At 62.1% G+C, this 23,349-nt stretch carries 20 protein-coding genes; 14 read left to right on the plus strand and 6 right to left on the minus strand.

Annotation, left to right across the window (positions count from 1 at the left end):
* The first annotated feature begins 285 nt into the window (after positions 1 to 285).
* The 3 genes from CUJ90_RS21420 (at position 286) to CUJ90_RS21430 (ending at position 3,316) form a co-directional block, all read left to right on the plus strand.
* A complete protein-coding gene (locus tag CUJ90_RS21420; protein ID WP_084561445.1) occupies positions 286 to 1,284 on the plus strand; it encodes a quinoprotein relay system zinc metallohydrolase 2 in 999 nt (332 codons plus the stop codon).
* A 65-nt stretch (positions 1,285 to 1,349) separates the two neighbouring features.
* A complete protein-coding gene (locus CUJ90_RS21425; RefSeq protein WP_235004902.1) occupies positions 1,350 to 2,228 on the plus strand; it encodes a quinoprotein dehydrogenase-associated SoxYZ-like carrier in 879 nt (292 codons plus the stop codon).
* An 11-nt stretch (positions 2,229 to 2,239) separates the two neighbouring features.
* On the plus strand, positions 2,240 to 3,316 hold the full coding sequence (locus CUJ90_RS21430) for an MBL fold metallo-hydrolase (RefSeq protein WP_114163880.1): 1,077 nt from the start codon (positions 2,240 to 2,242) through the stop codon (positions 3,314 to 3,316).
* A 13-nt stretch (positions 3,317 to 3,329) separates the two neighbouring features.
* Here CUJ90_RS21430 and CUJ90_RS21435 read toward each other — a convergent pair whose 3' ends face one another.
* Entirely contained in the window at positions 3,330 to 3,587 is a 258-nt protein-coding gene (locus CUJ90_RS21435) for a hypothetical protein (RefSeq protein ID WP_073430409.1), read from the minus strand.
* A gap of 191 nt (positions 3,588 to 3,778) precedes the next feature.
* Positions 3,779 to 5,500, minus strand: coding sequence for a hypothetical protein (locus CUJ90_RS21440; protein WP_244220106.1), 1,722 nt, complete (start codon positions 5,498 to 5,500; stop codon positions 3,779 to 3,781).
* Between the two features lie 1,043 nt (positions 5,501 to 6,543).
* On the opposite strand from CUJ90_RS21440, the gene pncA reads away from it, so the two are divergent.
* Positions 6,544 to 7,290, plus strand: a complete 747-nt coding sequence (gene pncA, locus CUJ90_RS21445; RefSeq protein ID WP_422879726.1) for a bifunctional nicotinamidase/pyrazinamidase — start codon at positions 6,544 to 6,546, stop codon at positions 7,288 to 7,290.
* A 36-nt stretch (positions 7,291 to 7,326) separates the two neighbouring features.
* Here the strand turns inward: pncA and CUJ90_RS21450 are convergent, their stop codons facing one another.
* Positions 7,327 to 8,511, minus strand: coding sequence for an acyltransferase family protein (locus tag CUJ90_RS21450; protein WP_114163883.1), 1,185 nt, complete (start codon positions 8,509 to 8,511; stop codon positions 7,327 to 7,329).
* 229 nt (positions 8,512 to 8,740) lie between these two features.
* On the opposite strand from CUJ90_RS21450, the gene CUJ90_RS21455 reads away from it, so the two are divergent.
* The 3 genes from CUJ90_RS21455 (at position 8,741) to CUJ90_RS21465 (ending at position 11,476) form a co-directional block, all read left to right on the plus strand.
* Positions 8,741 to 10,066, plus strand: coding sequence for a PQQ-dependent sugar dehydrogenase (locus tag CUJ90_RS21455; protein ID WP_114163884.1), 1,326 nt, complete (start codon positions 8,741 to 8,743; stop codon positions 10,064 to 10,066).
* Between the two features lie 143 nt (positions 10,067 to 10,209).
* Entirely contained in the window at positions 10,210 to 10,767 is a 558-nt protein-coding gene (locus CUJ90_RS21460) for an inclusion body family protein (protein ID WP_114163885.1), read from the plus strand.
* Positions 10,768 to 10,918: 151 nt separating this feature from the next.
* Positions 10,919 to 11,476, plus strand: a complete 558-nt coding sequence (locus tag CUJ90_RS21465) for an inclusion body family protein (RefSeq protein ID WP_073430415.1) — start codon at positions 10,919 to 10,921, stop codon at positions 11,474 to 11,476.
* A gap of 94 nt (positions 11,477 to 11,570) precedes the next feature.
* Here CUJ90_RS21465 and CUJ90_RS21470 read toward each other — a convergent pair whose 3' ends face one another.
* Positions 11,571 to 12,194: an acyl-homoserine-lactone synthase gene (locus CUJ90_RS21470; protein WP_083082706.1), complete on the minus strand. Its 624-nt coding sequence runs from the start codon at positions 12,192 to 12,194 to the stop codon at positions 11,571 to 11,573.
* 561 nt (positions 12,195 to 12,755) lie between these two features.
* On the opposite strand from CUJ90_RS21470, the gene CUJ90_RS21475 reads away from it, so the two are divergent.
* Positions 12,756 to 13,466, plus strand: coding sequence for an autoinducer binding domain-containing protein (locus CUJ90_RS21475; RefSeq protein WP_114163886.1), 711 nt, complete (start codon positions 12,756 to 12,758; stop codon positions 13,464 to 13,466).
* A gap of 32 nt (positions 13,467 to 13,498) precedes the next feature.
* Here the strand turns inward: CUJ90_RS21475 and CUJ90_RS21480 are convergent, their stop codons facing one another.
* Complete coding sequence (locus tag CUJ90_RS21480; protein WP_073430417.1) at positions 13,499 to 14,173, minus strand: TetR/AcrR family transcriptional regulator; 675 nt, start codon at positions 14,171 to 14,173, stop codon at positions 13,499 to 13,501.
* A gap of 122 nt (positions 14,174 to 14,295) precedes the next feature.
* On the opposite strand from CUJ90_RS21480, the gene CUJ90_RS21485 reads away from it, so the two are divergent.
* From CUJ90_RS21485 to CUJ90_RS21500, 4 genes are read left to right on the plus strand one after another with little or no spacing between them, the layout of a single operon-like run.
* On the plus strand, positions 14,296 to 15,252 hold the full coding sequence (locus tag CUJ90_RS21485; protein ID WP_114163887.1) for an HlyD family secretion protein: 957 nt from the start codon (positions 14,296 to 14,298) through the stop codon (positions 15,250 to 15,252).
* Positions 15,249 to 16,193, plus strand: a complete 945-nt coding sequence (locus CUJ90_RS21490) for an ABC transporter ATP-binding protein (protein WP_114163888.1) — start codon at positions 15,249 to 15,251, stop codon at positions 16,191 to 16,193. The genes CUJ90_RS21485 and CUJ90_RS21490 overlap by 4 nt, the downstream gene beginning before the upstream one ends.
* A complete protein-coding gene (locus CUJ90_RS21495; RefSeq protein WP_073430420.1) occupies positions 16,190 to 17,332 on the plus strand; it encodes an ABC transporter permease in 1,143 nt (380 codons plus the stop codon). Before CUJ90_RS21490 ends, CUJ90_RS21495 begins: the two co-directional genes overlap by 4 nt.
* An 11-nt stretch (positions 17,333 to 17,343) precedes the next feature.
* Entirely contained in the window at positions 17,344 to 18,816 is a 1,473-nt protein-coding gene (locus CUJ90_RS21500) for an efflux transporter outer membrane subunit (protein WP_114163889.1), read from the plus strand.
* Positions 18,817 to 18,845: 29 nt separating this feature from the next.
* Here the strand turns inward: CUJ90_RS21500 and CUJ90_RS21505 are convergent, their stop codons facing one another.
* Positions 18,846 to 20,510 (minus strand): alpha-amylase family protein, encoded by a 1,665-nt coding sequence (locus tag CUJ90_RS21505; protein ID WP_114163890.1) that lies wholly within the window; start codon positions 20,508 to 20,510, stop codon positions 18,846 to 18,848.
* A gap of 34 nt (positions 20,511 to 20,544) precedes the next feature.
* Here CUJ90_RS21505 and CUJ90_RS21510 point away from each other — a divergent pair, with 34 nt between their 5' ends.
* A complete protein-coding gene (locus CUJ90_RS21510; RefSeq protein WP_114163891.1) occupies positions 20,545 to 22,122 on the plus strand; it encodes an alpha-amylase family glycosyl hydrolase in 1,578 nt (525 codons plus the stop codon).
* Positions 22,123 to 22,634: 512 nt separating this feature from the next.
* Positions 22,635 to 23,213 (plus strand): phosphatase PAP2 family protein, encoded by a 579-nt coding sequence (locus tag CUJ90_RS21515; protein ID WP_114163892.1) that lies wholly within the window; start codon positions 22,635 to 22,637, stop codon positions 23,211 to 23,213.
* Positions 23,214 to 23,349: the final 136 nt, after the last annotated feature.

A 23,349-nucleotide genomic window follows, 5' to 3' on the forward strand; every position in this document is an offset into this window, starting at 1 on the left:
ACAATGCCCAGGGCGCGCGATCGAGTGCGCGACCGGCGCACATGCCGCTATATCGGTGTGCAGTCGTAGCGCTACGGCGTTTTTTTGTTTCTGACGGCACGACGCACGGATACGCATGACGGGCGGCCGTGGAAGGTGACAGTGAGCAAAGTGTCAGCCTTTCGTTACAGCAAGCCGCGGGAAGTCGCTAGGTTATTCGCGGAAGCCCGCGCTATGATTTCGCCGAGCCTCACTTCTTTATCAACTTACGGTGAAGACCGCAGTGCATCCCATCTCCGGTTCCTTATGGTCGCGGAAATAAACGGCTTGATCCGCCCGGAGATCCGCGCGCTCATCGCAGGGTTATGCGCCGCGTTGCTGTGCGCCGCAGCAACGCCGTCAGCGGATGCGGCGCCATCCACGGCCAAGGCCGTATCCCAGCCGGCCGTGTTGAGCGTCACGCAACTGGCGCCGGGGCTCTACGCCCACCGCGGCCACGACGATGTTGCGACGCGTCAGAACGGCGGCGACATCGCCAACGTCGGCTTCGTGATCGGCACACGCTGCGTCGCGGTAATCGATACCGGCGGCACCGCCGCCGAGGGCCGCGCGCTGCGCGCCGCGATTCGCGCCGTCACGCCGCTGCCGGTGTGTTATGTGATCAATACCCACATGCATCCCGACCACATTCTCGGCAACGCCGCGTTCGTCGACGATCATCCGCAATTCGTCGGCAGCGACAAACTGGCGGAAGCGGAGATGTCGCACGCGGCAAACTATCTGCGCGTGCTGACGCGCGAACTGGGCGACGTCGCCGCCGGCAGCCGCGTGATTCCGCCCACGCTGCCGGTTCACGACACGCTCGATCTCGACCTCGGCTCGCGCGTCCTGACGTTGCGCACGTGGAAAACTGCCCATACGAACAACGATCTGACCGTCTACGATAAAAGAACAGGCACGCTGTGGCTCGCCGATCTGCTGTTTGCGGGCTGTCTGCCGGTGATCGACGGCAGCGTGCTCGGCTGGCTCGACGACCTCGCGACAATCCGCGCACTGCCGGGCGTGCGGCGTGTGGTGCCGGGGCACGGTCCCCTGCGCGTTCAATGGCCCCAGGCGCTGGATGCCGAACGCGACTATCTGGCTCGCCTCGCGCGCGATGTCCGCGCGGCAATCCGTGCCGGCCAGACCATGCAGCAGGCCGTCGATACGATCGGCGTCGATCAGCGCGGCCGGTGGCGGCTGGTCGATGTCTATCACCGCCGCAATGTGACGGCGGCGTATGCCGAACTCGAGTGGGAGCAGTAGCAGTAGCAGGACCCATGAGCGCCGCGCGCATGCCGTGCCCGCGCCGCGAATGAAGGAGACGACAGATGCAAGCCATGAAACCTCACGCGGTGACATGGGCCGCAGGATTCGCGCTCGTCAGCATGCTGACGATGGGCCACGTGACCCAGGCGGCGCAGTCCTCGCCCGACGACGACCCCAACAAGGTGGCCAGTTGGCTGGATTTCCGCGCGGGCACCTTCCAGGACCGGCCGATCGACGCCCACGGCGATGCGGTCATCAAGCTCGACGCGCCGAAGCGCGCCGCCGACGCCGCGATCGTGCCGATCTCGATCACCGCGCAATTCCCGCAAACGCCCACGCGCTACATCCGCAAGATTTATCTGTTCATTGACCAGAACCCCGAACCCTACGCGGGATGGTTCGAGTTCACGCCCGAGTCGGGACGCGCCAGCATCGAAACGCGTGTACGTGTGGAGGATTACACGTTCATGCGCGCCATTGCGGAGACCAACGACGGCCGCCTGTATAGCGCGGTGCGTTTCGTCAAGGCGTCGGGCGGCTGTTCGGCGCCGGCCGGCAAGGACGACGAAGCCGCCGCGGTGAATGTCGGCAAGATGCGTCTGCGCACCGAGGGCGCCGCGCCCGCCGGCCAACCGCAACTCGCGCAGCTGATGATCAGCCATCCCAATCGTACCGGCATGGCGATGAACCAGATCACCCGCATGTATGCGTCCGCCTATTACGTTCGCAAGATCGACGTGACCTACGCGGGCAAGCCGGTGATGACCGCGAACGTGAATTTCTCGATCAGCGAGAATCCGAACTTCCGCTTTTATTTCATGCCGCGCGGCAGCGGCGAACTGAAGGCGGCCGTACAGGACACGCAAAAACACGTCTTCGAAAGCGCGATCAGCGTGCCGGCGCAAGGCGTCGCGGCCCAGCCCGCGCCGGCGCACATGTGACGAAGAAGCGGATGAGCGAGGCACGTCACGCGCGCGCCGCTTCGACCCAGCGCATCTCGCGGTGCATGGCGGCAGCGCTCGCCGGTACATGGCTCGCGTTGCTGATGCTGGTCCTGCCGTTGCGCACCGCGCACGCGCAGCCGGCCGAGGCCGACGCAGCGTCCACGCAAGCGTCGCCCGCGATGGCGGCATCGGGCAGCGCTGTCCTGCCCGCGGTCGCGACGGGGCGTGACATTCCGAAGCCGGTCGAACTCGCGCCGGGCGTCTACGCGATGCTCGGCAACGGCGACGCGGTCGCGCCGCGCAATCATGGCATCGTCGCGAATAACGGCTTTCTGGTGGGCCCGAGCGGCGTGGTGGTGATCGACACCGGCTCGTCGTACCGCTATGGCCGCGCGATGATCGAAGCGATTCATCGCGTCACGCCCTTGCCGATCGAGTTGGTGATCCTCACCCATCAAGCGCCCGAATTCGTGTTCGGCGCGGCCGCGTTTCGCGATGCGGGCGTGCCGATTCTGGCGCACCGCCGCACCGCCGAATTGATCGCCGCACGCTGCGCGATCTGTTTGAAGAATCTGCGCCGCACACTGGGCGAGGACGAAATGGCCGGCTCGCGCGTGACGGTGCCGGACCGCACCGTCGACGATTCGACGCGCCTCCAGGTGGGCGGGCGCGAACTCGAACTGCTCTACTTCGGCACCGCCGCGACGCCGGGCGACCTTGCGGTGCGCGACGTGCAAACCGGCGTGCTGTTCGCCGGCGCGCTCGTGAACATCGGACGTATTCCCGAGCTTCGCAACGAGTCGATCCCCGGCTGGCTCGCTGCGCTCAAGCAGATCGACAATACGCCTGGCGTCGCCAAGGTGGTGCCCGCCTTCGGTCCGGTGGTCGCGCCTGCGCGCATCGGCGAGACCGGCGAGTACCTGCGCGCACTCGATGCGGCGGTGCGTCACGCGTACGCTTCCGGCGACGGACTCGTGAGCGCGAAGGAGCGCACACAAACACCGCGCTTTCGTACATGGAAACTGTATTCGGTGGCGCACCCGCAAAACGTGCAACGGGTTTATCTGGAGTTGGAGCAGCGCTGAGCGATAAGGAAACTCATTGCTTGATCGGTGCTGTCTCGCTCGACGCCGACGCTCCCTCGGGCGACATCGCTTTCGCGCGCTTGTCCATCAGGGTGCCCGACGCGTTGCCATGAACGCCCTTGCCGGCTTCTTCCTGCATCTGCTGTCCGGCCTTTCCCGGTTCCTCGCGTGGCTGGGCCTGCGTGGTCGATTTATCGGTTCCGCCTTGCGCAAACGCGCAGACGCTGGCGGCGATCGCTATCGCGCCGCTCGCTATTCTGATCATGTTCATGGTCGTCTCCCATTCGAAGCTGTCTCGTCGCCGTATAGGCACAGTGATATCAGCATCACGCGTGCCAGCAACCGTTGAGACGAACGGGAAATCCAACCGAGGTTATCGACGCGCCGCCGTTCGCGAGCGGCGCGTCAATGGTTCTGAACGCTCTCCTATTGGCGTTTCTCGTCGGCGTTTATCGTCGGCGTTTATTGACCGGTATAGCCGAGCGGCACCGTCGCATTGCTTTTCGCAATCGTCGCGTTATTCGACACGATGTACTGCGGCACCTCCGTGAGTGTCAGCGCGACCCGGCCGTCGGTATAGGGGAGCGTGCTCGTGTTCCCGTAACCGTCGATCTTCGTCACGTTACCCGACGTCCCCGGACTGTCGACCTGAAGCGAATAACCGGTCGAGTACGTCTGGCTATACACGCCGCCGCTGGTGGGCCACTGCGCGTTGCTGTGCGCCCATGCGGCGGTCACGACCTTGCCGTTGCCGAGTTGCTGGAACGCATACACGAAGGTTCCCGACGGCGCGCCCGTGACCCGGCCCAAGGTGTTGGTGCCGTCCAGAACGCGAGTCATCGTGGCGAAGGCCATCGCTTCGGGCTTCGGCGAAAGATTCGTTGCGCCGAATGCGCCCTGTGCGTTATTCAGGTCGAAGAACGTGCCGTATCCCACTTCGCCCGGATAGTCAGCCCCATAGAAAAACGTGGTGAGCTGTGCGCCGCCGCCGAGCACGATGATGTGCGCCCGCACGCCAACCGCGGCATGCGCGAACAACTGGTTCTGCGACGGCACCGTGGGGCCGTAGCTGAGGCCGGGATCGTAGCTCGCGCCTGCTTCGGTGAAGAAGAGCTTCATGTTCGGCTTGCCCGCCTGCATCACCGAGCGCAACTGCGCCATCTGTTTGTCGAGCGCGTTGGCCTGGTTCGCCGGATCGGGATCGGAATCCTGCAACTCGGGCGGATGAGCCGGATAGGTGCCGGCATTCCAGTAGCCATGCGTCGATACGGCATCGATGTAATTCCACAGACCCAGCGCGCCGAACTTCTTCAGATAGCCGGTGGTGCAGGTGTCGCAATTCGCGGCGAACGGATTGGCCGTGCCCATCACGACTGCGTTCGGATCGGTGGAGTGAATGCCTTCGTAAGCAGCCTTGTACATGGCGACGAAATTCGCGTCGCTATCCGACCAGCCGAGGCTCGGCTCCCACGTCACCTGATAGTAGTTCTTCTGCTGGTTCGGATAGTTTGCCGCGCGGATCAGGCTCGTATCGCTACCGACTCTCGCCATGAAGTTCTGGAACTCGGGCATGTTCAGCGGCGCATAGTAGCTGTCGGTGTACTGGCCGGTCTTCGAATTCCAGGCGGGCAGTCCATCGAGACGCACGATGCGCATCTGATCAGGATTGGCTTTATAGAACGGATCGAGATCGTTCACGCTCGGCGTGTAGGTGTTCGGGCCATTGGGCTCCATGACCGATTGCTGACGATCGTCGATCGTCCACGAGATCCCCAGAGCGCGCAGCGCGGCGATATTGCCGTTGAAACCCTGCATGCCGAAACGGTGTTGATCCTGGTGCGCGTACGTCACGGTGCCCAATACCGGCTTGAGATTGGGCAATACACCGAATGTCGCGATACCCATCGGGCGCGTTCCGCTTCTCGGCAGCGTGCCGCCATTCGCGCGCAGCGTCGCGGTAAGCGCGCCGTAGCCGGACCATGTCGACGTACAGGGAATCGTATTGGTCTGCGCGCCGGCGCTCACCGCGAAACTTCCCTGCGCCTTGATCGCGCCATTCGTGTCGGCAACGGACCAGATCACCGTATCCGCGCTCTGCGAATTTGTCGTGATCGCGAGCTTGAACGGTGCGTTGTTCTGGAAGATGCGCAGGCCGTCGGTGGTGGGGGTGTCCGCGCTGATCAATCCGTTCGCGCTGCCACCCGCCGTTTGGGTCGGCGTGCCGCAGGAGAGTGTCGAGGTTGTTGTTGGTGCGGGCGTTGGTGATGGAGTTGGTGATGGAGTTGGTGATGGAGTTGGTGATGGAGTCGGTGATGGAGTCGGTGATGGCGTTGGCGTTGGCGTTGGCGTTGGCGTTGGTGCCGGTGCCGGTGCCGGTGTCGGCGTGGCGGCGTTAGCCAGCCTCACCCAGCACGATTTGCCGTAGCCGAACGCGGGATCTGTCTGCGAAACCGCGCCGACGTAACAGCCCACCCCATTGCTGAAGGTACGCGGCGCCGTCAGCATGACCGACGGCGAATTGGGCGGAACGGCCCCGAACACCACCGAACCGGTTCCCGAGAATGTGCAATTGCCATTCTCCTGTCCGCACAGCGCGTATTGCAGTCCCGAAACGGTAATCGTGCTGGTTTGAGCCAATGCGTTTTCCGCGCCAAACCACGCCAACGCTGTCGCCGCGGCGACCTGCAGTAATCTTGGATGTCTCATCATCGCCTGTATGTATTCGCTAAAAAGCCGGTTAGCCCCAAGGATTCAGCCGGATCGATCAAAGTCGTCCCGCTTTGGCGTTATCGAGTAGAGAAGTAAAACCAGAGGGCGCGCTGACTGCGCTCTATTGATGGTGAAGCCGGTGTTTAGATGTGTCGTCATCCGCTCGCATGAACATTCCACGAACGGACAGCAATGCGGCAGATAAGCCAAGGGCGGCGCGCTCGCTTTCTTCACGGCACGTGCGGAACGGGCGCACGCAGACGTGCGTCGCCGGCTCCGCTTTGTTCTCGCGCCAGGAAAGATGGGAAATCGCCGAAAGGCAACCGCAGGGGTGTATCGATACCCGATGCTAATTGCAGCGCGAATCTCACGCAGTCAGGAAGCACGGAAAAAAAACGACAGGTATCCGGAATGGCCGCTAGGGATATCCTGACGCCATGCTCGGAATGACGGCAATGCGCGGCATGAATTTGGCGCCGCTATGATTAAGGTTTCGATCAGAATGGAGATTCGCCGTGATAGCAAACCATCGCAGGGCGCTCATCAAATCGACCACCGCGCTTGGTCTGACTCATCTTTTCGGCCTGGGAGGTTTGAGCGCTCTTGCGGCGTCGGCGTCATCGGGAACGACGATCAAGCCCGACAGCAAGTCCGTGTTGATCGTCGTGGACGTCCAGAATTGCTTTATCGAAGGCGGCTCCTTGCCGGTGAAGGGCGGCGCCGAGGTCGTGCCGCTCATCAACCAGTTGGCCGAGAAGTTCGAGAACATTGTCATCACGCAAGACTGGCACACGGCGGGGCACGCGTCGTTCGCCAGCTCCCATTCCGGCAAGAAGCCGTTCGAGACGGCGCAGTTGTCGTACGGCACGCAGGTCTTGTGGCCGGACCACTGCGTGCAAGGCACCGAAGACGCCGCGCTCGAAAAGAATCTCAAGCTGCCCACGGCACAATTGATCATCCGCAAGGGCTTTCACAAGAACATCGACAGCTACTCCGCGTTTGAGGAAGCCGATCACAAGACCAAGACCGGCCTGTCGGGATACCTCAAGCAGCGGCATATCGACACCGTGTTCGTGACGGGCCTGGCAACCGACTTCTGCGTTGCATGGACGGCAATGGACGCCCGCAAGGCGGGATTCAAGGCCTATGTGATCGAAGATGCGACGCGCGCCATCGACCTGAACGGCTCGCTAGCGGCCGCGTGGAAGAACATGGACCGCGCGGGCGTGAAGCGGATTCAATCGAAGGACATTTTGTCGGCCTAGCGGGTGACCTGGCACCAGACCTCGTTGCATCAACCATCACACCCGGCCACCGCCATGAAAGCGCCGGTCCACATGCGCGAGGATGCTGCGTGACAAACGCGTCGCGCGTCCCTGAATCATCCGGTCGGAGACGCGCGAGAACGCATACGACGCGGCGAGCACCGCCAGCACCGTCGCGATGAAGAGCACGAGCGACGTCTTGCGGTCGCTCTGCCCGAACACGCCCTCGAAGAAATGCAACGTCGCATAAACGCAGACGAAGTGCCACAGATAGATGCCGTAGCTTTCGCGGCCAAGCGCGTCCGCACAGCGGCGAATCAACGTGCCGCGCGGTTCGCCGCCACGCGCGTCATGGCGGCGCGAGCAGACGAACAGCAGAAACGCGACCGCGCTGCACGCGGCGAAAATCGGCGCGAGTTCATGGGCTTTCGCAAGCCACACGCCGAGCGCCGCGGTCGCGAGCGCGAAGACCGAAGCGAGCGAGAAAAATAACCACGCCGTGCGCCGCGTCACGCTCGATGCGCCCGTCAGATGCGAGCGGAACGCGTACCACGCCCACATGCCGATGATGAAGCACGGCCCTTGCACCGGCGGCCAGAAATAGCTGAACGAGTTATTGCTCACATGACAAACGAACGTGCCGCGACAATCGCCGATCGACAACGCGAAGAGAGAAAGCGCCAGTAGCAACACCGTGGCGATCAATAAGCGCAGACGGTTCATCGCGACAAAAAACAGCAGCGGCGCGATCAGATAGAACAGCATTTCGACGCCGATCGACCACCCTCCGGGCACCACGTTGTTGATCGCGGTAGGCGACAGCGCGTGCAGAAACAGTACGTTGAGCAGGATGTCCGTTGCGCCGTGCGCGCCGAGCACCCACGCGCGCTCGTAGCCCGACTGCGTCGCGCCGTAGCTGATCAGTCCATAGACGGCGATCGCCGCGTAATACATCGGGGCAATGCGAAAGAAACGCTTGATATAGAAACGCAATGTGACGTGCCGCGCGCCCGCGCAACGCTCATGGTCCGCCTCGAGCGTCATGAAGATCGTGATGGCGCTGATCACGAAGAACAACTGCACGCCGTATTGACCCATGCGCGCCAATAACGTGACGCTATGCGGCAGATTCGGAAACTGAAACGACAGGTGTACTGCAACCACACCGACGATCGCGAGCGCCCGGCCGACGTCGAGCGCGGCAACGCGTCCTTTTTCCATCGATACATCCTCCTCGCGGTTCGTGCCGCCCGGTCAGGGGCCGCGAGCTTCGTGGACAAGACCTGTTCCGCGGAAGTTCCTGTTTTTTTTCGCTAATTTCCACATCCCGACTCTCACGATCCGAAACAGCTTGTGCGACTTGCACACCGGCATGCCTGATGGCCCGAATCGTCGGGCAGATATCTTGCTACCGAGGATGTGAACTCAACGAATCATTCCCGGAGATGCCATGCGGGTGCCTGCTCATCTCATCGCCTTGTTGGCACTGCCCCTGCTGGCGTGCGCAATCGGTCCCTCGGCGTCGGTCGAAACGGGCTTCGGCCCGAATCCTGTCCTGCCGGCCCCGCAGTCGTCCTTGCTGCCGACCCTCAACATCGCGCCCGCCCAACAGCGCACACCCGGCACCGCGCCGGCCGCGCCGCCGGGCTTCACCGTCACGGCATTCGCCGAGGGCCTCGATCATCCACGCTGGCTGTATACCTTGCCGAATGGCGACGTTCTGGTTGCCGAAAGCAATGCGCCGAAGGCGCACGACCAGGGAAGCGGCGTATTCGGCTGGATCACGCGACAGGTGATGAAACGCGCCGGAGCCGGCGTGCCCAGCCCCGACCGGATCATTCTTCTGCGCGCGGCAAGCGGCGGGGCCGCTGCGACAACGCAAGCGGTTTTTCTCAAGGACCTTCACTCGCCCTTCGGCATGGCGCTCGTCGGCGATCAGCTTTATGTCGCCAATACGGATGCATTGCTTCGCTTCCCCTACCGAACCGGCGAAACGACGATCACCTCGCCGGGCGTGAAAGTGGCGGATCTGCCGGCCGGGCCGATCAATCATCACTGGACCAAGAACATTGTCGCGGACCGCGACGGCAAGCATCTGTACGTGACGATCGGATCGAACAGCAATGTCGCCGAAAACGGCATGGAGGCCGAGGCGGACCGCGCACGGATTCTGCAATTCGATATCGTCACGCAGACCCTGCGGCCGTTCGCGACCGGCTTGCGCAATCCCAATGGCTTGTCGTGGCAACCCGAAAGCGGCGCGCTATGGACCGTCGTGAATGAACGCGACGATCTCGGCAATGAACTCGTGCCCGACTACATGACCGCCGTGCACGACGGCGCGTTTTACGGCTTCCCTTATAGCTACTACGGCCAGCATGTCGACACGCGGGTCAAACCGCAACGCCCGGATCTGGTCGCGAAGGCGGTTGTGCCCGATTACGCGCTGGGCAATCACACCGCGTCGCTCGGACTGGTTTTCTATACCGCGCGGCTATTCCCGAAACATTACTGGAACGGCGCATTCATCGGCCAGCATGGCTCGTGGAATCGCAAGCCGCATAGCGGCTACAAAGTCGTGTTCGTGCCGTTTTCGGGCGGACGACCGGGCGCAGGACCCGAAGATTTCCTGACCGGCTTTCTCACACTCGACGGGCATGCACAAGGCAGACCCGTAGGCGTGGCGATCGATGCAAAGGGTGCATTGCTGGTCGCGGACGACGTCGGCAATACCATCTGGCGTGTCGCACCGGCTGGCGCGCGCGGCCAGCCATGAGTAGCGCGGCGAATGGCACGCGGGCCGCGTTCGCCCTGACGATACTGACAGGTTCACAAGAGAGGGCCTAAGCGCAAAATTGGCTCGACACGTTCCACCAGTGTTGTTCACGCCACGGCGAGTGGCGAACCTATCGAGCGCATATGGAATCCGAATATCCGATACGACCGGCCCCGCGGCGCATCAATGTGCTTGTCGTCGTCGACACCGACGAAATCACCAGCGCTTATCGACCCAATCGCGACGCATCGCACCCGAAGGCTTTGGGCCACCATTGCCCGGTTTCGATCTGCACGGACGCGCGAGACGCAATCCGCTTTCAGGCAACAGGAAAGCCGAGGCTCAACGCAAATATTGGCGACATCGTCTCGATTGCGGGCACCTCCAGTTCCGCCAATTCGCAAGACGCCGTGCTGCTCTATTCTTTGCGACCTTCCGTCGACGGAAGCATTGTCGCGCCGCCACAACTCGTCGTTCTCACGAGATCGGGGGCAGTCGAACCTAACCCGGACTCGCAGGATCGCGACGGTTTGCCGCCCACCCACAGGGAAGCCAGTTTCTCGCGCATCTCATCGACCGTTCTCGAACGCGGCGTTGAGACGCTGGAGCTCGCCTTCGCGCTCTATACACTGGCTGACGATGGACAGACCCAGAAGACTTTCGGCTATTACGCCTGTCACTTTGTCATCGCCTCGATATGAAAAAAGTGGTTTGACGGCTGTCGATCTACTCCCTCTCCTGTTTACTTTGCGAGCTGTGTGAACCCGGAAATAAGAGGACATTGCACGTGACACTTAGACCAGGTGTCGCCAGGCAGTCTCGGACAAACAAAGGAAACTGGAGAGGAACATCATGGCTGAAACAGTGTTGAAAGCAAGCGGTGTGGACATCAACGTGCTCGTCGTCGTTGACACCGAATATATCAAGCAAGCGTATCCGAACCCGAGCAAGGACCAGAACACGCCGACCGGTATCGCTCACGATCATCAGTTCATGCTGTGCACGGGTTCGCGAGGCATCATCTCCGGCCAGGGCACGGGCGATCTGGAATTCAGGGCGAACGTGGGGGACAACGTGGCCTTCACCGGCGTTTCGATTTACAACAACTCCGACGACGCCGTGATCGTGTACGACGTCAAGCATTTCTCGGGCGATCAGGTCTTCAATCAGTTCAACGCGGACATGGTCGTGCGAAACGGCGCGGTACAACCCAACGCCGATTCACCCAGCCGGAATGGACTCCCGCCCATTCGGAAGCAGACGAACTTCTCGGTGTTCGATTCGAAAGTCCGGTCGAGCGGCAGGGAAGGATTCGGCATCGCCTTCGGACTTTATAAACTGGCCGACAATGGACAGGACCAGGAACTGTACGGCTACTTCTGGTGGGACCCGTACATTACCGTCGCGTAATGTGCTGAACTAGCGGAGCTTCATAACAATCCGCATGTACCTGTTGGATTCACGAGGACGGATCCAACAGGTTCCAGCGCACGTTGAATTCGCATCAAACGGGCGCGACCAGTTGGCGAATTCCGCCATGCGCGACTTCGACACCGAGCGCTGAAAGCGTTTGATTGTCGATATCTATCCAGCATGCAACGACCATTCTTCCATCAATGCATTGCGCGGGCCCGGCACGGTGCGCCTGCACGCCGATGCGCCGGAATAGCCGCTCCATGCTGAGGTAAGTCACGCCGATCAGGCGCCGCGCGCCCAACTGCGCCGCGCATCGCACGACGGCAGCGAGCATCGGGCGAAACACCCACGCAAGATTGCCGGCCGCCACATGACCGGCGCTAAGCGTACTCGCGGCGAAGCGCGACAGTTCCCACACGTCAGGCGATTCCGGCGCCGACATTCTTTCGGCAAGCAGAAACGGAAACAGGTCTTTGAGAAGATACGGCAGTGTCGTCGGCAAAAGCCTGGCGCAGCCGCAAATCGACCCGGCCTCGTCATTGGCGACGACGTACACCGTGTCGTCACGATCATATTGATCGCGTTCGAAGCCGTCGTGTGCCATGGGCAGGCGCCATCCCAACTGCTTGACGAATACCGCATGCCGATACTGCGCAAGCGCGTCGCCCACGGCCTCAGGCAGCCGTCCATTGTCGTGAACGAAAGTCTCCATCATGCATCCCCGTTTCTTTTTATCGAGCGCATTAAAGCGCGGGGATTGGCGTGGGGTAACTGATAGAGTTGACAGGGCATTACGGCAAAAAAATCGCCATTGCCTGAAATGCTCGGCTAGTAACTACCCATGATTGAAAAGCGATCCGCTTTTGCTTATAAATGAGTGCGGCGACGTTCGAGATCCATGCATTTCAGATGCAACGCTCAGTGTCGGCAAACGGAGGAGACAATGGACTGCGGCTCCTTGACGGTAAGCGGAATCGTGGCCGCCACCGTATGCGGCCAGTTCAAGCGCATGAGCCGGTGTGCAGGCGCTTATGCGGAACCGCCCATTTCCAGATCGGCGCCCATGCGATCAACGCCCATGAGCTTGCTTCGCACGTTGCTTCGCACTTTGTTTCGCACGTCGCCCCAGGCGATCAGGAAAGTGCCTCACGTACCGTCGATATACCCATCCCGCCCAACTGACGCCCGCCCGGTCAATGGAGGGATTGCGCGTTGCCATTCTATGTAGCCCCTGGACGGGCTTGCTCATAAAAACGGTTAGTTCGGGGACGCAATGGAATCGTACTTTGATGATGCTTACCAGCTATTCCGCTCGGCAAAAGACGAATACGAGCTGTTCGAGAAGATTGCGTCATTCGCGGAGCGTCTTGGATTCGAATATTGTTGCTACGGTATTCGCATGCCGTTGCCGGTATCGAAACCCACGGTCGCGATTTTCGATACTTATCCGCCGGGCTGGATGACGCACTACCACGTCAATCGTTTTCTCGACATCGATCCGACCGTACGCGCGGGCATGCGCAGCGCCGATCTGATCGTCTGGCCTCAATCGACGCATGACGAGGCTCAACGTTTGTGGTCCGATGCGCGCGACTTCGGCATCAAGGTCGGCGTCGCCCACCCGAGCTGGACGACGCATGGCGCCTTCGGGTTGCTGACAATGTCGCGCCACGCAGACCCGTTGACGCCCGCGGAGATCGAGCAGTTGCAAATGCCGGCTAACTGGCTGTCGAATGTTTGTCACATGCTGATGAGTCAGTTCCTTCAAAGCAAGCTCGCAGCCGAGGCGAGCATCATGCTGACCGCCCGGGAGCGCGAGGTGCTGCGCTGGACCGGCGACGGCAAGACGTCCTATGAGATAGGGAAAATCCTCAGCATCTCCGAGCGCACGGTCAATTTTCACGTCAACAACGTGCTATCGAAACTGGCTGCCACCAACAAGGTGCAAGCCGTCGTCAAGGCCATCGCAACTGGGCTGATCTAGCCGGCGGGACAATCTCATGCGTTGGCGCGGCGCTAACGATGAGCGGCGGCAATCGCGTCGAGCCCGGCCATCACGAAGCACACGAGATCCTGCTCGAGCGCTTTCGCGTCTTGTGCCACGGCCGGCAGCAAGGCCTCTTTCATCGGCTTCGGCGCGATCATCATTGCGATGCACGGCAGGATCGTGAACATCATTGCGCGCTGCACGACCGGCGCCAGCGGATTCAATCCCAAGACCTCGCTGAGCAAGCCCAACAGGAATACGGCCTTGGGGCGCACGGCTTTCTCGATCAACGCGGGCATGGCGGGCGACGGGGAAAACGCCTCGCGCAGCATCAGCATGAAACCCCACGGCGTGGCGGCGTTGGTTGAAAGACCGACAAACCGCGAAATCACCGCGCGAAGCCTGTCTCTCGGGTCGTCCAATCCCTCAACCAGCGCCGCGAGTTCCTCGAGGCCGACCACCTGCCGGTGCGCCTCGACCAGCGCCGCTTCATAAAGCGCCTCGCGACTGCCGAAGTGATAGTTGACCGAGGCCATCGGCGTGCCGGCGCGCTCGCAGATTTCCTTGCTCGTCGCGTCCGCGAAACCGCGCTCGGCGAACACTTGCCCAGCGGTGTGGAGCAGATGTTGACGCGTGGCCGCGCCGTCGGGCCGCGTGGCGCGCCGTGGCGGTTTCGCTGCGGTTTTTCTCGGGGACGTCGGCATGGTCAGAGCGTCAGGCTGCAAACACTTTGAATACGAATTCAAATTCGCATATGATCGATTCTACTTCGGACGACAACGTCTGTGTGGGAATAGAACCCATGCCCCGCTTCGTGGAGGATGGCATGACCCGTGTTCTCTTCATCGTATTGCCGCTGCTGGTCGGCGGCATGCTTGCGGGTTGCTCGCGTCACGAGACACCTGCGTATCAGGGCTACGTCGAGGGCGAATACGTTTATCTCGGGTCGTCGCAAGCGGGCAAGCTGACACAGTTGCCGGTCGCACGCGGGGACATGGTGAGAGCGGACGCGCCGCTGTTTGCGCTGGAATCCGTGGACGAAACAGCCGCGCTCGAACAAGCCCGGCAGCAGCTCGCGTCGGCGCGCGCGCAACTCGCGGACATCGAGACGGGCAAGCGTGCGCCCGAAGTGAACGTCACGCGGGCGCAGCTCGCCGAGGCCGTCGCCAACGCGCGCAAAGCGTCATTGCAACTCGTGCGCGACGAGGCGCAGTTCAAGGCAGGCGGCATTGCGAAAGCCCAACTCGACGATTCGCGCGCGAACGCGGAAGCCACCGCCGCGCAAGTGCGGGAAATGACCAACCAGGTCGAAGTGGCGCGTTTGCCGGGCCGCGCTCAGCAGATCGCCGCCCAGCGAGCGCAAGTCGCCGCCGCCGAAGCCGCTCTCGCGCAAGCCCAGTGGAAGCTCGATCAAAAACACGTGCGCGCGCCAGCCGAGGGACGGATTTACGACACCCTTTATCGCATCGGTGAGTGGGTGCCCGCCGGCAGCCCCGTCGTGCAGATGTTGCCGCCGCGGAACATCAAGGTGCGTTTCTTCGTTCCCGAGAACATCGTCGGCGGCCTCGCGCCGGGGCGTGCGGTGGCGATACATTGCGACGGCTGCGCAGCCGACATATCCGCGACAATCACCTACCTATCGAACCAGGCGGAATATACGCCGCCCGTCATCTACAGCAACGAGAGCCGCAGCAAACTGGTCTTTCTGATCGAAGCGCACCCGCAGGTTGCGGACGCCGCCATGCTTCATCCGGGGCAACCCGTGACGGTGGTGTTGAAATGACAGAAAAAAAGTACGACTACGCCATCGACGTTCATGATCTGAACAAGCGTTTCGGCGACAAGCATGTGGTCAACGACGTATCCATGCGCGTCGCGCGTGGCGAGATCTTCGGCTTTCTCGGGCCGAACGGCAGCGGCAAGACAACCTGCATCCGGCTGATGTGCGGCCTGCTCACCCCCGACTCCGGCACCGGCACCTGCCTCGGTTACGACATCCAGCGCGAGAGCGGGCAGATCAAACGCAACGTGGGCTACATGACGCAGCGTTTCTCGTATTGGGAAGATCTGACCATCCGCGAGAACCTCGACTTCGTCGCACGCCTCTATCAGATGCGCAACCGGCGCGAAGCCGTCGACCGCTCGCTCGAATCGCTTGGATTGCAAAGCCGCGCGCATCAGTTGACGGGCTCGTTGTCCGGCGGCTGGAAACAACGTCTCGCGCTCGCCGCGTGCATGCTGCACGAGCCCAAACTGCTGCTACTGGATGAACCGACTGCCGGTGTCGATCCCACCGCGCGGCGCGACTTCTGGGAGGAACTGCATCGGCTCGCGGCGCGCGGCATTTCGGTGCTCGTCAGCACGCATTACATGGACGAAGCCGAACGTTGCCACAAGCTCGCGTATATCGCCTATGGCAAGCTGCTGGCGCAAGGCACGTCGAGCGAAGTAATCGAATCGCAGGATCTCGCCACCTGGGCGATTCATGGCGAGCGCCTGAGCGCACTGTCGGAGCAGCTTCGCGCAACGCCCGGCGTCGACCAGACCGTCGTATTCGGTGCGGAACTGCACGCGAGCGGACAAGACCACGCGGCATTGGAACGCGCGGTGAGGCAAGCCACCGAAAACACGCCGCTGCGCATCGAGCCGATCGCCACCGGTCTCGAAGATGTATTCATCTATTTGATGAGCCACGCGAAAGACAATTTCGGAGCGGCATCGTGAGCGAGCGCGTCGTGTTCTCGCTGAGCCGCTGGTGGAGCATCGTGCTCAAGGAGTTTCTTCAATTACGGCGCGATCGCGTTACCTTCGGCATGATCGTCGGCTTGCCGATCGTTCAACTGGCGCTGTTCGGCTTCGCGATCAACACCGACCCGCGGCATCTGCCGACCGCCGTGATCGTTCACGACCAGAGCGAATTCTCGCGCAGCTTCGTCGCCGCGATGAAAAATTCGGCCTATTTCGACATCGTCGAAACCCTGCCCGACGAGCAGGCCGGGCGCCGCGCGCTCGCGCAGGGCCGCGTGCAATTCGTGCTGAACGTACCCGTCGATTTCTCGAAGAGACTGCTGCGCGGCGAGCATCCGTCATTGCTGGTCGAAGCCGATGCCACCGATCCGACCGCGACCAACGCGGCGGTCGCCGCGTTGCCGAATCTGGCCCAGACCGTCGCGCAACGAGACATCACCGGTCCGCTCGCGCCGCTGCGCGGCGGTCAAAGCGCGTTCGGCGTGCAGGTTCACAACCTGTACAACCCGGAAGGCATTACGCAATACAACGTGGTTCCCGGCTTGATGGGCGTGATTCTCACGATGACGCTCGTGATGATGACAGGCCTCGCCGTCACGCGCGAACGCGAGCGCGGCACGATGGAGAACCTGCTCGCCACGCCCGTGCTGCCGGTCGAGGTGATGACGGGCAAGATCGTCCCTTACGTGGCGATCGGCCTGATTCAGGTATCGATCATTCTGGTCGCGACGCGCTTCGTATTTCATGTGCCCTTTGTCGGCAGCACGGTGGCGATCTACCTCGCGGCGTTGCTCTTTATTGCCGCGAACCTGACGGTCGGCATCACGCTCTCGTCGCTCGCGAAAAATCAGTTGCAGGCGGTGCAGCTCACCATCTTCTACTTTCTGCCGAACATCCTGCTGTCGGGCTTCATGTTTCCTTTCGCGGGCATGCCGCAATGGGCGCGCTGGATCGGCAACCTGTTGCCGCTAACGTATTTCAACCGGCTGATTCGCGGCATTCTGCTCAAGGGCAATGGCTGGACGGATCTGTGGCCTTCGGTATGGCCCATGATGCTGTTTACGGTCATCGTGATGGCAATCGCGCTGCGCTTTTATCGCCGCACGCTCGATTAGGAAATACGCCCATGAAACCGCTCGCTATCTTTTACGCATTGGCGCTGTGCGGCTGCGCGGTCGGCCCGGATTTTCAGGCGCCAGCGGCTCCGGACACGCAAGGCTATCTGCATGACACGGCGCCCGGCTCTACCCCGTCGAAGAGCAGCGCAACGGGATCGGCGCAAACATTCAGCACCGCCGGCAATGCGCTACCGATGTGGTGGCGACAGTTCCATTCGGACGCGCTCGATCGCCTGGTCGACCAGGCGCTGCATCAAAGCCCGACCCTCGCGCAAGCTCGCGCGAAACTGATCCAGGCCCGCGAAAACTACACCGCGCAAGCGGGCGCGACGCAGTTTCCGGCGATCGATGCTAGCTTCTCCGCCGCCAGGCAAAAAGTCGACCCCGCTGCCTTCGGCATTCCGAATGTGCAGAATCCGGGGCCGTTTTCGTTGTTCAATGCGTCGGTAAGCGTGTCTTATGTATTCGATCTGTTTGGCGGCAATCGTCGCGCACTCGAAGCGAGTCTCGCGCAAGTGGATTACGAGTCGTTCGAACTCGACGCGGCGCGCTTGTCCATCGCCGGCAATATCGTCTCCGCGGCGGTACGGCGTGCTTCATTGCAGGAGCAGATTACGCTGACCCAGCGCCTCGCCGACGCACAGGCGCTGCAACTTGAAATCATTGAGGCACGTTTGGCGGCCGGCGGCGTTTCGCAACTCGACATTCACAGTCAGCGCACGCTGCTTGCACAGACACGGGCAACGTTGCCGCCGCTCGCGACGCAACTCGCCCAGGCCGATCATCAACTCGCGATCCTGGTGGGCGTCGCGCCGTCGAAGGCGGATTTCAGCGACCTCACGCTGGACGCGCTGCATCTGCCCGACGACGTGCCCGTTACTCTGCCGTCGACACTCGCCCGCGAGCGCCCCGACATTCGAGCCGCCGAAGCGCTGCTGCATCAGGCGAGCGCCAACGTCGGCGTGGCGACCGCGAATCTGTATCCGCGGTTTTCGTTGTCGGCGGGCATCGGCTCCGAGCGAACCCGCATTCAGGACATCGTGAACGGCCTGAACATCTGGAACGTGGGACTCAACCTGACGCAGCCCGTCTTTCGCGGCGGACAACTGCGCGCCGAACGACGCGCGGCCCAGGCGGCTTACGACGCCGCGTTTGCCGGATACCAGCGGACGGTGTTGCAGGCATTGCAGCAAGTAGCCGATTCGTTGACGGCGTTGCAAAACGACGCGCACGAACTCCATGCACGCGACGAAGCCGCCGACGAGGCGCGGGCCAGCCTCGACGTCGCGCGCCGGCGCTATTCCGCTGGCGGCATCAGTCACATTAACCTGCTCGATGCCGAACGCGAGGCGCTGGAAACCGCATTGGATAGAACGCGCGCGCACGCGGGCCGCTTGACGGATACGGCGGCGTTGTTTCAGTCGCTAGGCGGCGGCACCCTGGACACGCAAACGAAAACGACGCTGCAAAGCGCGCCGTGAGGCATCCTGCGCGCCCGCAACGTGTGCGCTTAAAGCTCGCTTCGCTTCAACAGATAATCGAGGCCGCCCACCCGATACCAGCGATACCCATACGGCTCCAGCACCACCGTATGCCGGCCATCATCGCCCTCCTCGCTGTGGTCGTCGGAGAGAAGATTGACGAGGCGGTTCTCGCCTGGCCCGTTGCAGCCCGAGCGGAATTTCACGGTGCAGGCCTCGGCTGCGAAGTTATGCACGCACACCACCGAGTTGTTGCGCCAGTCGTAGCGTAAGGCGAGAACATCGTTGCGCGACGCACGCAATATCGCGAAATCGCCCCAACTGATTTCCGGCACTTCGCGGCGCATGCGGATCATGCGCTCGGTCCAGTTCAGAAACGAATTCGGATCGCGCCGCTGACTCGCGACGTTCACGCGCTCGAACCCGTATGCGCCGCCCGATATGACGCGCGACGAAGGATTGGGGTGCTTCGTGAAGCCGCCGTGGGGTTCGGTCGACCATTGCATCGGCGTGCGCGCGCATTCACGCTCCGGCAAGCTCAGGTCCTCGCCCATGCCGATTTCATCGCCGTAACGAAATACCGGCGTGCCCGGCAAGGTCAGCATCAGGCTGTAAGCGAGTTCGACGCGGCGCCTGTCGCCCGAGAGCATCGGCGCAAGCCTGCGGCGAATGCCGCGCCCGTAGAGCTGCATGTCGGGATCGGGGCCGAACGCGGCGAACACGGCCGCGCGTTGTTCGGGCGTGAGGCGGCCGAGATCGAGTTCATCGTGATTGCGCAGGAATACGCCCCATTGCGCGGTCGCGGGACGCGCTTTCGTCGCTGTCAGCGCTTTCTTCAACGGACCCGTATCGCCGGTCGCGAGCGTGTAAAACGTGTTCTGGTTGACCTGAAAGTTGAACATCATTTGCAGGCGCTCGCCTTCGTCGCCGAAGTAATCGAGGTCGGTATCGGGCAGGACGTTTGCTTCCGCGAGGATGATCGCGTCGCCCGTGCGCCATTGCAGGAACTCGCGGAACGAGCGCAGCATGTCGTATTGCTCGACGGGTTGGCGTACCTTCGCGCCCTTCGTGCCAATCACGAAAGGCACGGCGTCCATGCGGAATCCCGATACGCCCAGTTGAAGCCAGAAGCCCATTATCTTGAGCAGTTCGGCGTGCACTTGCGGGTTCGCGGTATTCAGATCCGGCTGGAAATCGTAGAAGCGATGGAAAAACCAGCGCTTCGCCTGCTTGTCGAAGGTCCAGGTCGACTTCTGAACGCCGGGAAACACGACCCCGTCCCTGGCATGAGGCGGCTGCCTGTCGGCCCATACGTACCAGTCGTGATACTTCGAGGCGGGATCGCTGCGTGCTTCCCTGAACCACGGGTGCTGGTCGGACGTGTGATTGATCACGAGGTCGACCATGACGCGCATGCCTCGCTCGTGGCACGCATGTGTGAACTCGGCGAAGTCGCCCAGCGTGCCGTACTTCGAATCGACGTTGTAGTAATCGGAGATGTCGTAGCCGTTGTCGCGACCGGGCGACGGCTGGAACGGCATTAGCCAGATCGTCGTGACGCCGAGTCCCTGAAGATAAGGCAGCCGGCGCACCAAGCCCTGAAAGTCGCCGACACCATCTCCGTTCGAGTCCATGAAAGTGCCGACGCTGAGGCAATAGACGATTGCATTCTTGTACCAGAGGTCATTTAGCATAGGTCTAAACGATCGATCAGTGAAAGGAACGGCAATGCCCGAACTGACGTGGTGGCAACGCGGCGTGATCTATCAGGTGTATCCGCGCTCGTTTCAGGACAGCAACGGCGACGGCATCGGCGACCTGGCGGGCATTGGCGCGCGTCTCGAGTATCTCGCGGCACTTGGCGTCGATGCAGTCTGGATCTCCCCGATCTACCCTTCGCCGATGGCGGATTTCGGCTACGACGTCGCCGACTATTGCAATATCGACCCGATCTTCGGCACGCTCGACGACTTCCAGCAACTTTTGGACCGCGCCCACGCACTCGGGCTGAAAGTGCTGCTCGACTTCGTGCCGAATCATTCGTCGGAGCGTCATGCGTGGTTCGAGGAAAGCCGATCCTCCCGCGATAACCCGAAGCGCGACTGGTATCTGTGGCGCGATCCCGCGCCCGACGGCGGGCCGCCGAACAACTGGTTGAGCCGCATGGGAGGGTCGGCGTGGCAGTGGGACGCGCATACGGGCCAGTATTACTACCATGCGTTCCTGCGCGAGCAACCCGACCTGAACTGGCGCAATCCCGAAGTGCGCCGGGCGATGGACGAAGTGCTGCGCTTCTGGCTGGCCCGCGGCGTCGACGGGTTCCGCGTGGACGTGTTGTGGCTGCTGATCAAGGACGCCCGGTTCCGCGATAACCCGCCGAACCCTGCTTTCACGCCGGGCGAGCCGGAGCATCATCGGCTATTGCAGACCTATACCGAGGATCAACCGGAGGTACACGAGATCGTGCGCTCGATGCGCGCCACGCTCGATAATTACGGCGAACGTGTGTTGATCGGCGAAATCTATCTGCCCGTGCCGCAGTTGATGCGGTACTACGGCGCGAGCGGCGATGGCGCGAATATGCCGTTCAATTTCCAGCTACTGAACGCAGCGTGGAATGCGGCCGACATCGGCAGAATAATCTGCGATTACGACCGCGCATTGCCGGAACACGCCTGGCCCAACTGGGTACTCGGCAATCACGACAACCCGCGCGTGGCGTCGCGCCTCGGCGCCGCGCAAGCACGCGTGGCCGCGGTGCTGTTGCTGACGCTGCGCGGCACGCCAACGCTCTATTACGGCGACGAGATCGGCATGACCGACAGCGCCATTGCGCCCGAACAGGTGCGGGACCCGGCCGAACTTCGGCAGCCCGGCATCGGCCAGGGCCGCGACCCTGAGCGCACGCCGATGCAATGGGATTCGTCCCTGCCCAATGCGGGTTTCACGAGTGGCCGGCCATGGTTGCCGGTGAACTCGACGACCAGCGTCGCCAGTCAACGCGATGATGCGTCGAGCATGCTGTCGCTGCATCGCCGGCTCTTGTCGATTCGACGCAGCTATACGGCGCTCGTGGACGGCGCGATCGAGCACGTCACCGCGAACGGCGACGTGCTGACTTATGAGCGGCGCTCGGGAACTCAACGGCTTCTGATTGCGCTGAACATGAGCGCCGCCGACGCAGCCGTGCATTTGCCGCGGGGCATCGTGTTGTTGTCGACGATACCGGGCCGCGATAGCGGACCGATTACCGAAGGCGTCGATTGTCTTGCGGGCGGCGAGGCGCTCATTGTCCGGCTCGGCTAGTCGCGCCGGTACTGCCAGGTTTTGACCGCTTCCGCCAAGAACGTGTTCTGTGCCGCCGTCACGTCGTTTTCCACCGGCAACTCGCCTATAGTCCGCCTTGGTCCGTCCAAGAAGCTTCTCTGATTGGAAGTTACCCCGCTTGGACGCTTAGCCTGTCGACACTCCCGTCCGACAGGCTTTTTTTCTTCTCCGCCATACCGGTAGAGTCACGTGCGTCCTGGCGCAGCGTCGATGCGTAGCTGGCACACCCGTTCCGGTCTTTCCGCGAGTGCCTTGCGTTGCGGCCCGCTAGCGGCGATGCCTTGCAACTGACAGATGCAATCCAGTCGTTGCCGACGGACGAGAACGAGCGGCTATTCGCTTACCGGTATGATGGCGCTCGTTTCGACTGCGGCAGCACCCCGAAGTGGCGGCGGATTTCGAACACCACTTCGCTGCCCGCATGGCGACGATGCATATTTGACCGAAAACGGCGGGCGCTTGCAGCGCCGCCCAACCAAAAAGGAATCCGAATGTGGTCTGCTCTCAGCAACCTCGGCGACGCGGCGCTCACGCTGCCGCTCGCCATTGCCTGCGCGGCATGGCTGGCCATGTCGCTGGCCGGCTGGCGCTCGGCGACATCATGGCTGACGCTGCTGGCGGCCGGCGCGTTCATGGTCGGCGTGACGAAGATCCTGTATGCCGGTTGCAGCATACAGATACGCGCTATCGACTTTCGCGTGATCAGCGGCCACACGATGCTCGCGTCCGCCGTGTGGCCGATGGCGCTCATTCTTTGTCTGCCTCGTCGCGATAACGCGCAGCCCCGCCTCGCGCTTACCCTCGGACTCGCACTGGCGGCCGGCATCGGCACCGCGCGCGTGTTCGACGACGCGCATACCGTGTCCGAGGTCATCGCAGGCTGGGGGGTCGGCTCGCTCGTTACCGTGCTGTTCGTGTGCTGGAAGAATGCTCCCGTGCTGCCGGCGCGGTTTCGGCCGCTCGCAATCGCGTCGCTGCTCGGCATCTCGACCCTCGCATATGGACACCACGCGCCGATCCAGGAGGCGATCGATACGTATTCGCCCTTCTTGTGCGGGCGTGGCATTTAGCGCGCCTCGGTCGTTACTTCCTGAATGCGCCTGGCGGAGACGAGAAGCAGGTCGTAATAATCGCGGTTATCCCGCCGATGCAGACGATTGGCAAGATTAACGTCTTCGCGAGGCGCTCTTCATGGATGAGATAAAT

Origin of the sequence: Paraburkholderia terricola (genome assembly GCF_003330825.1) — a bacterium.
In the GTDB taxonomy this organism is placed as follows: domain Bacteria; phylum Pseudomonadota; class Gammaproteobacteria; order Burkholderiales; family Burkholderiaceae; genus Paraburkholderia; species Paraburkholderia terricola.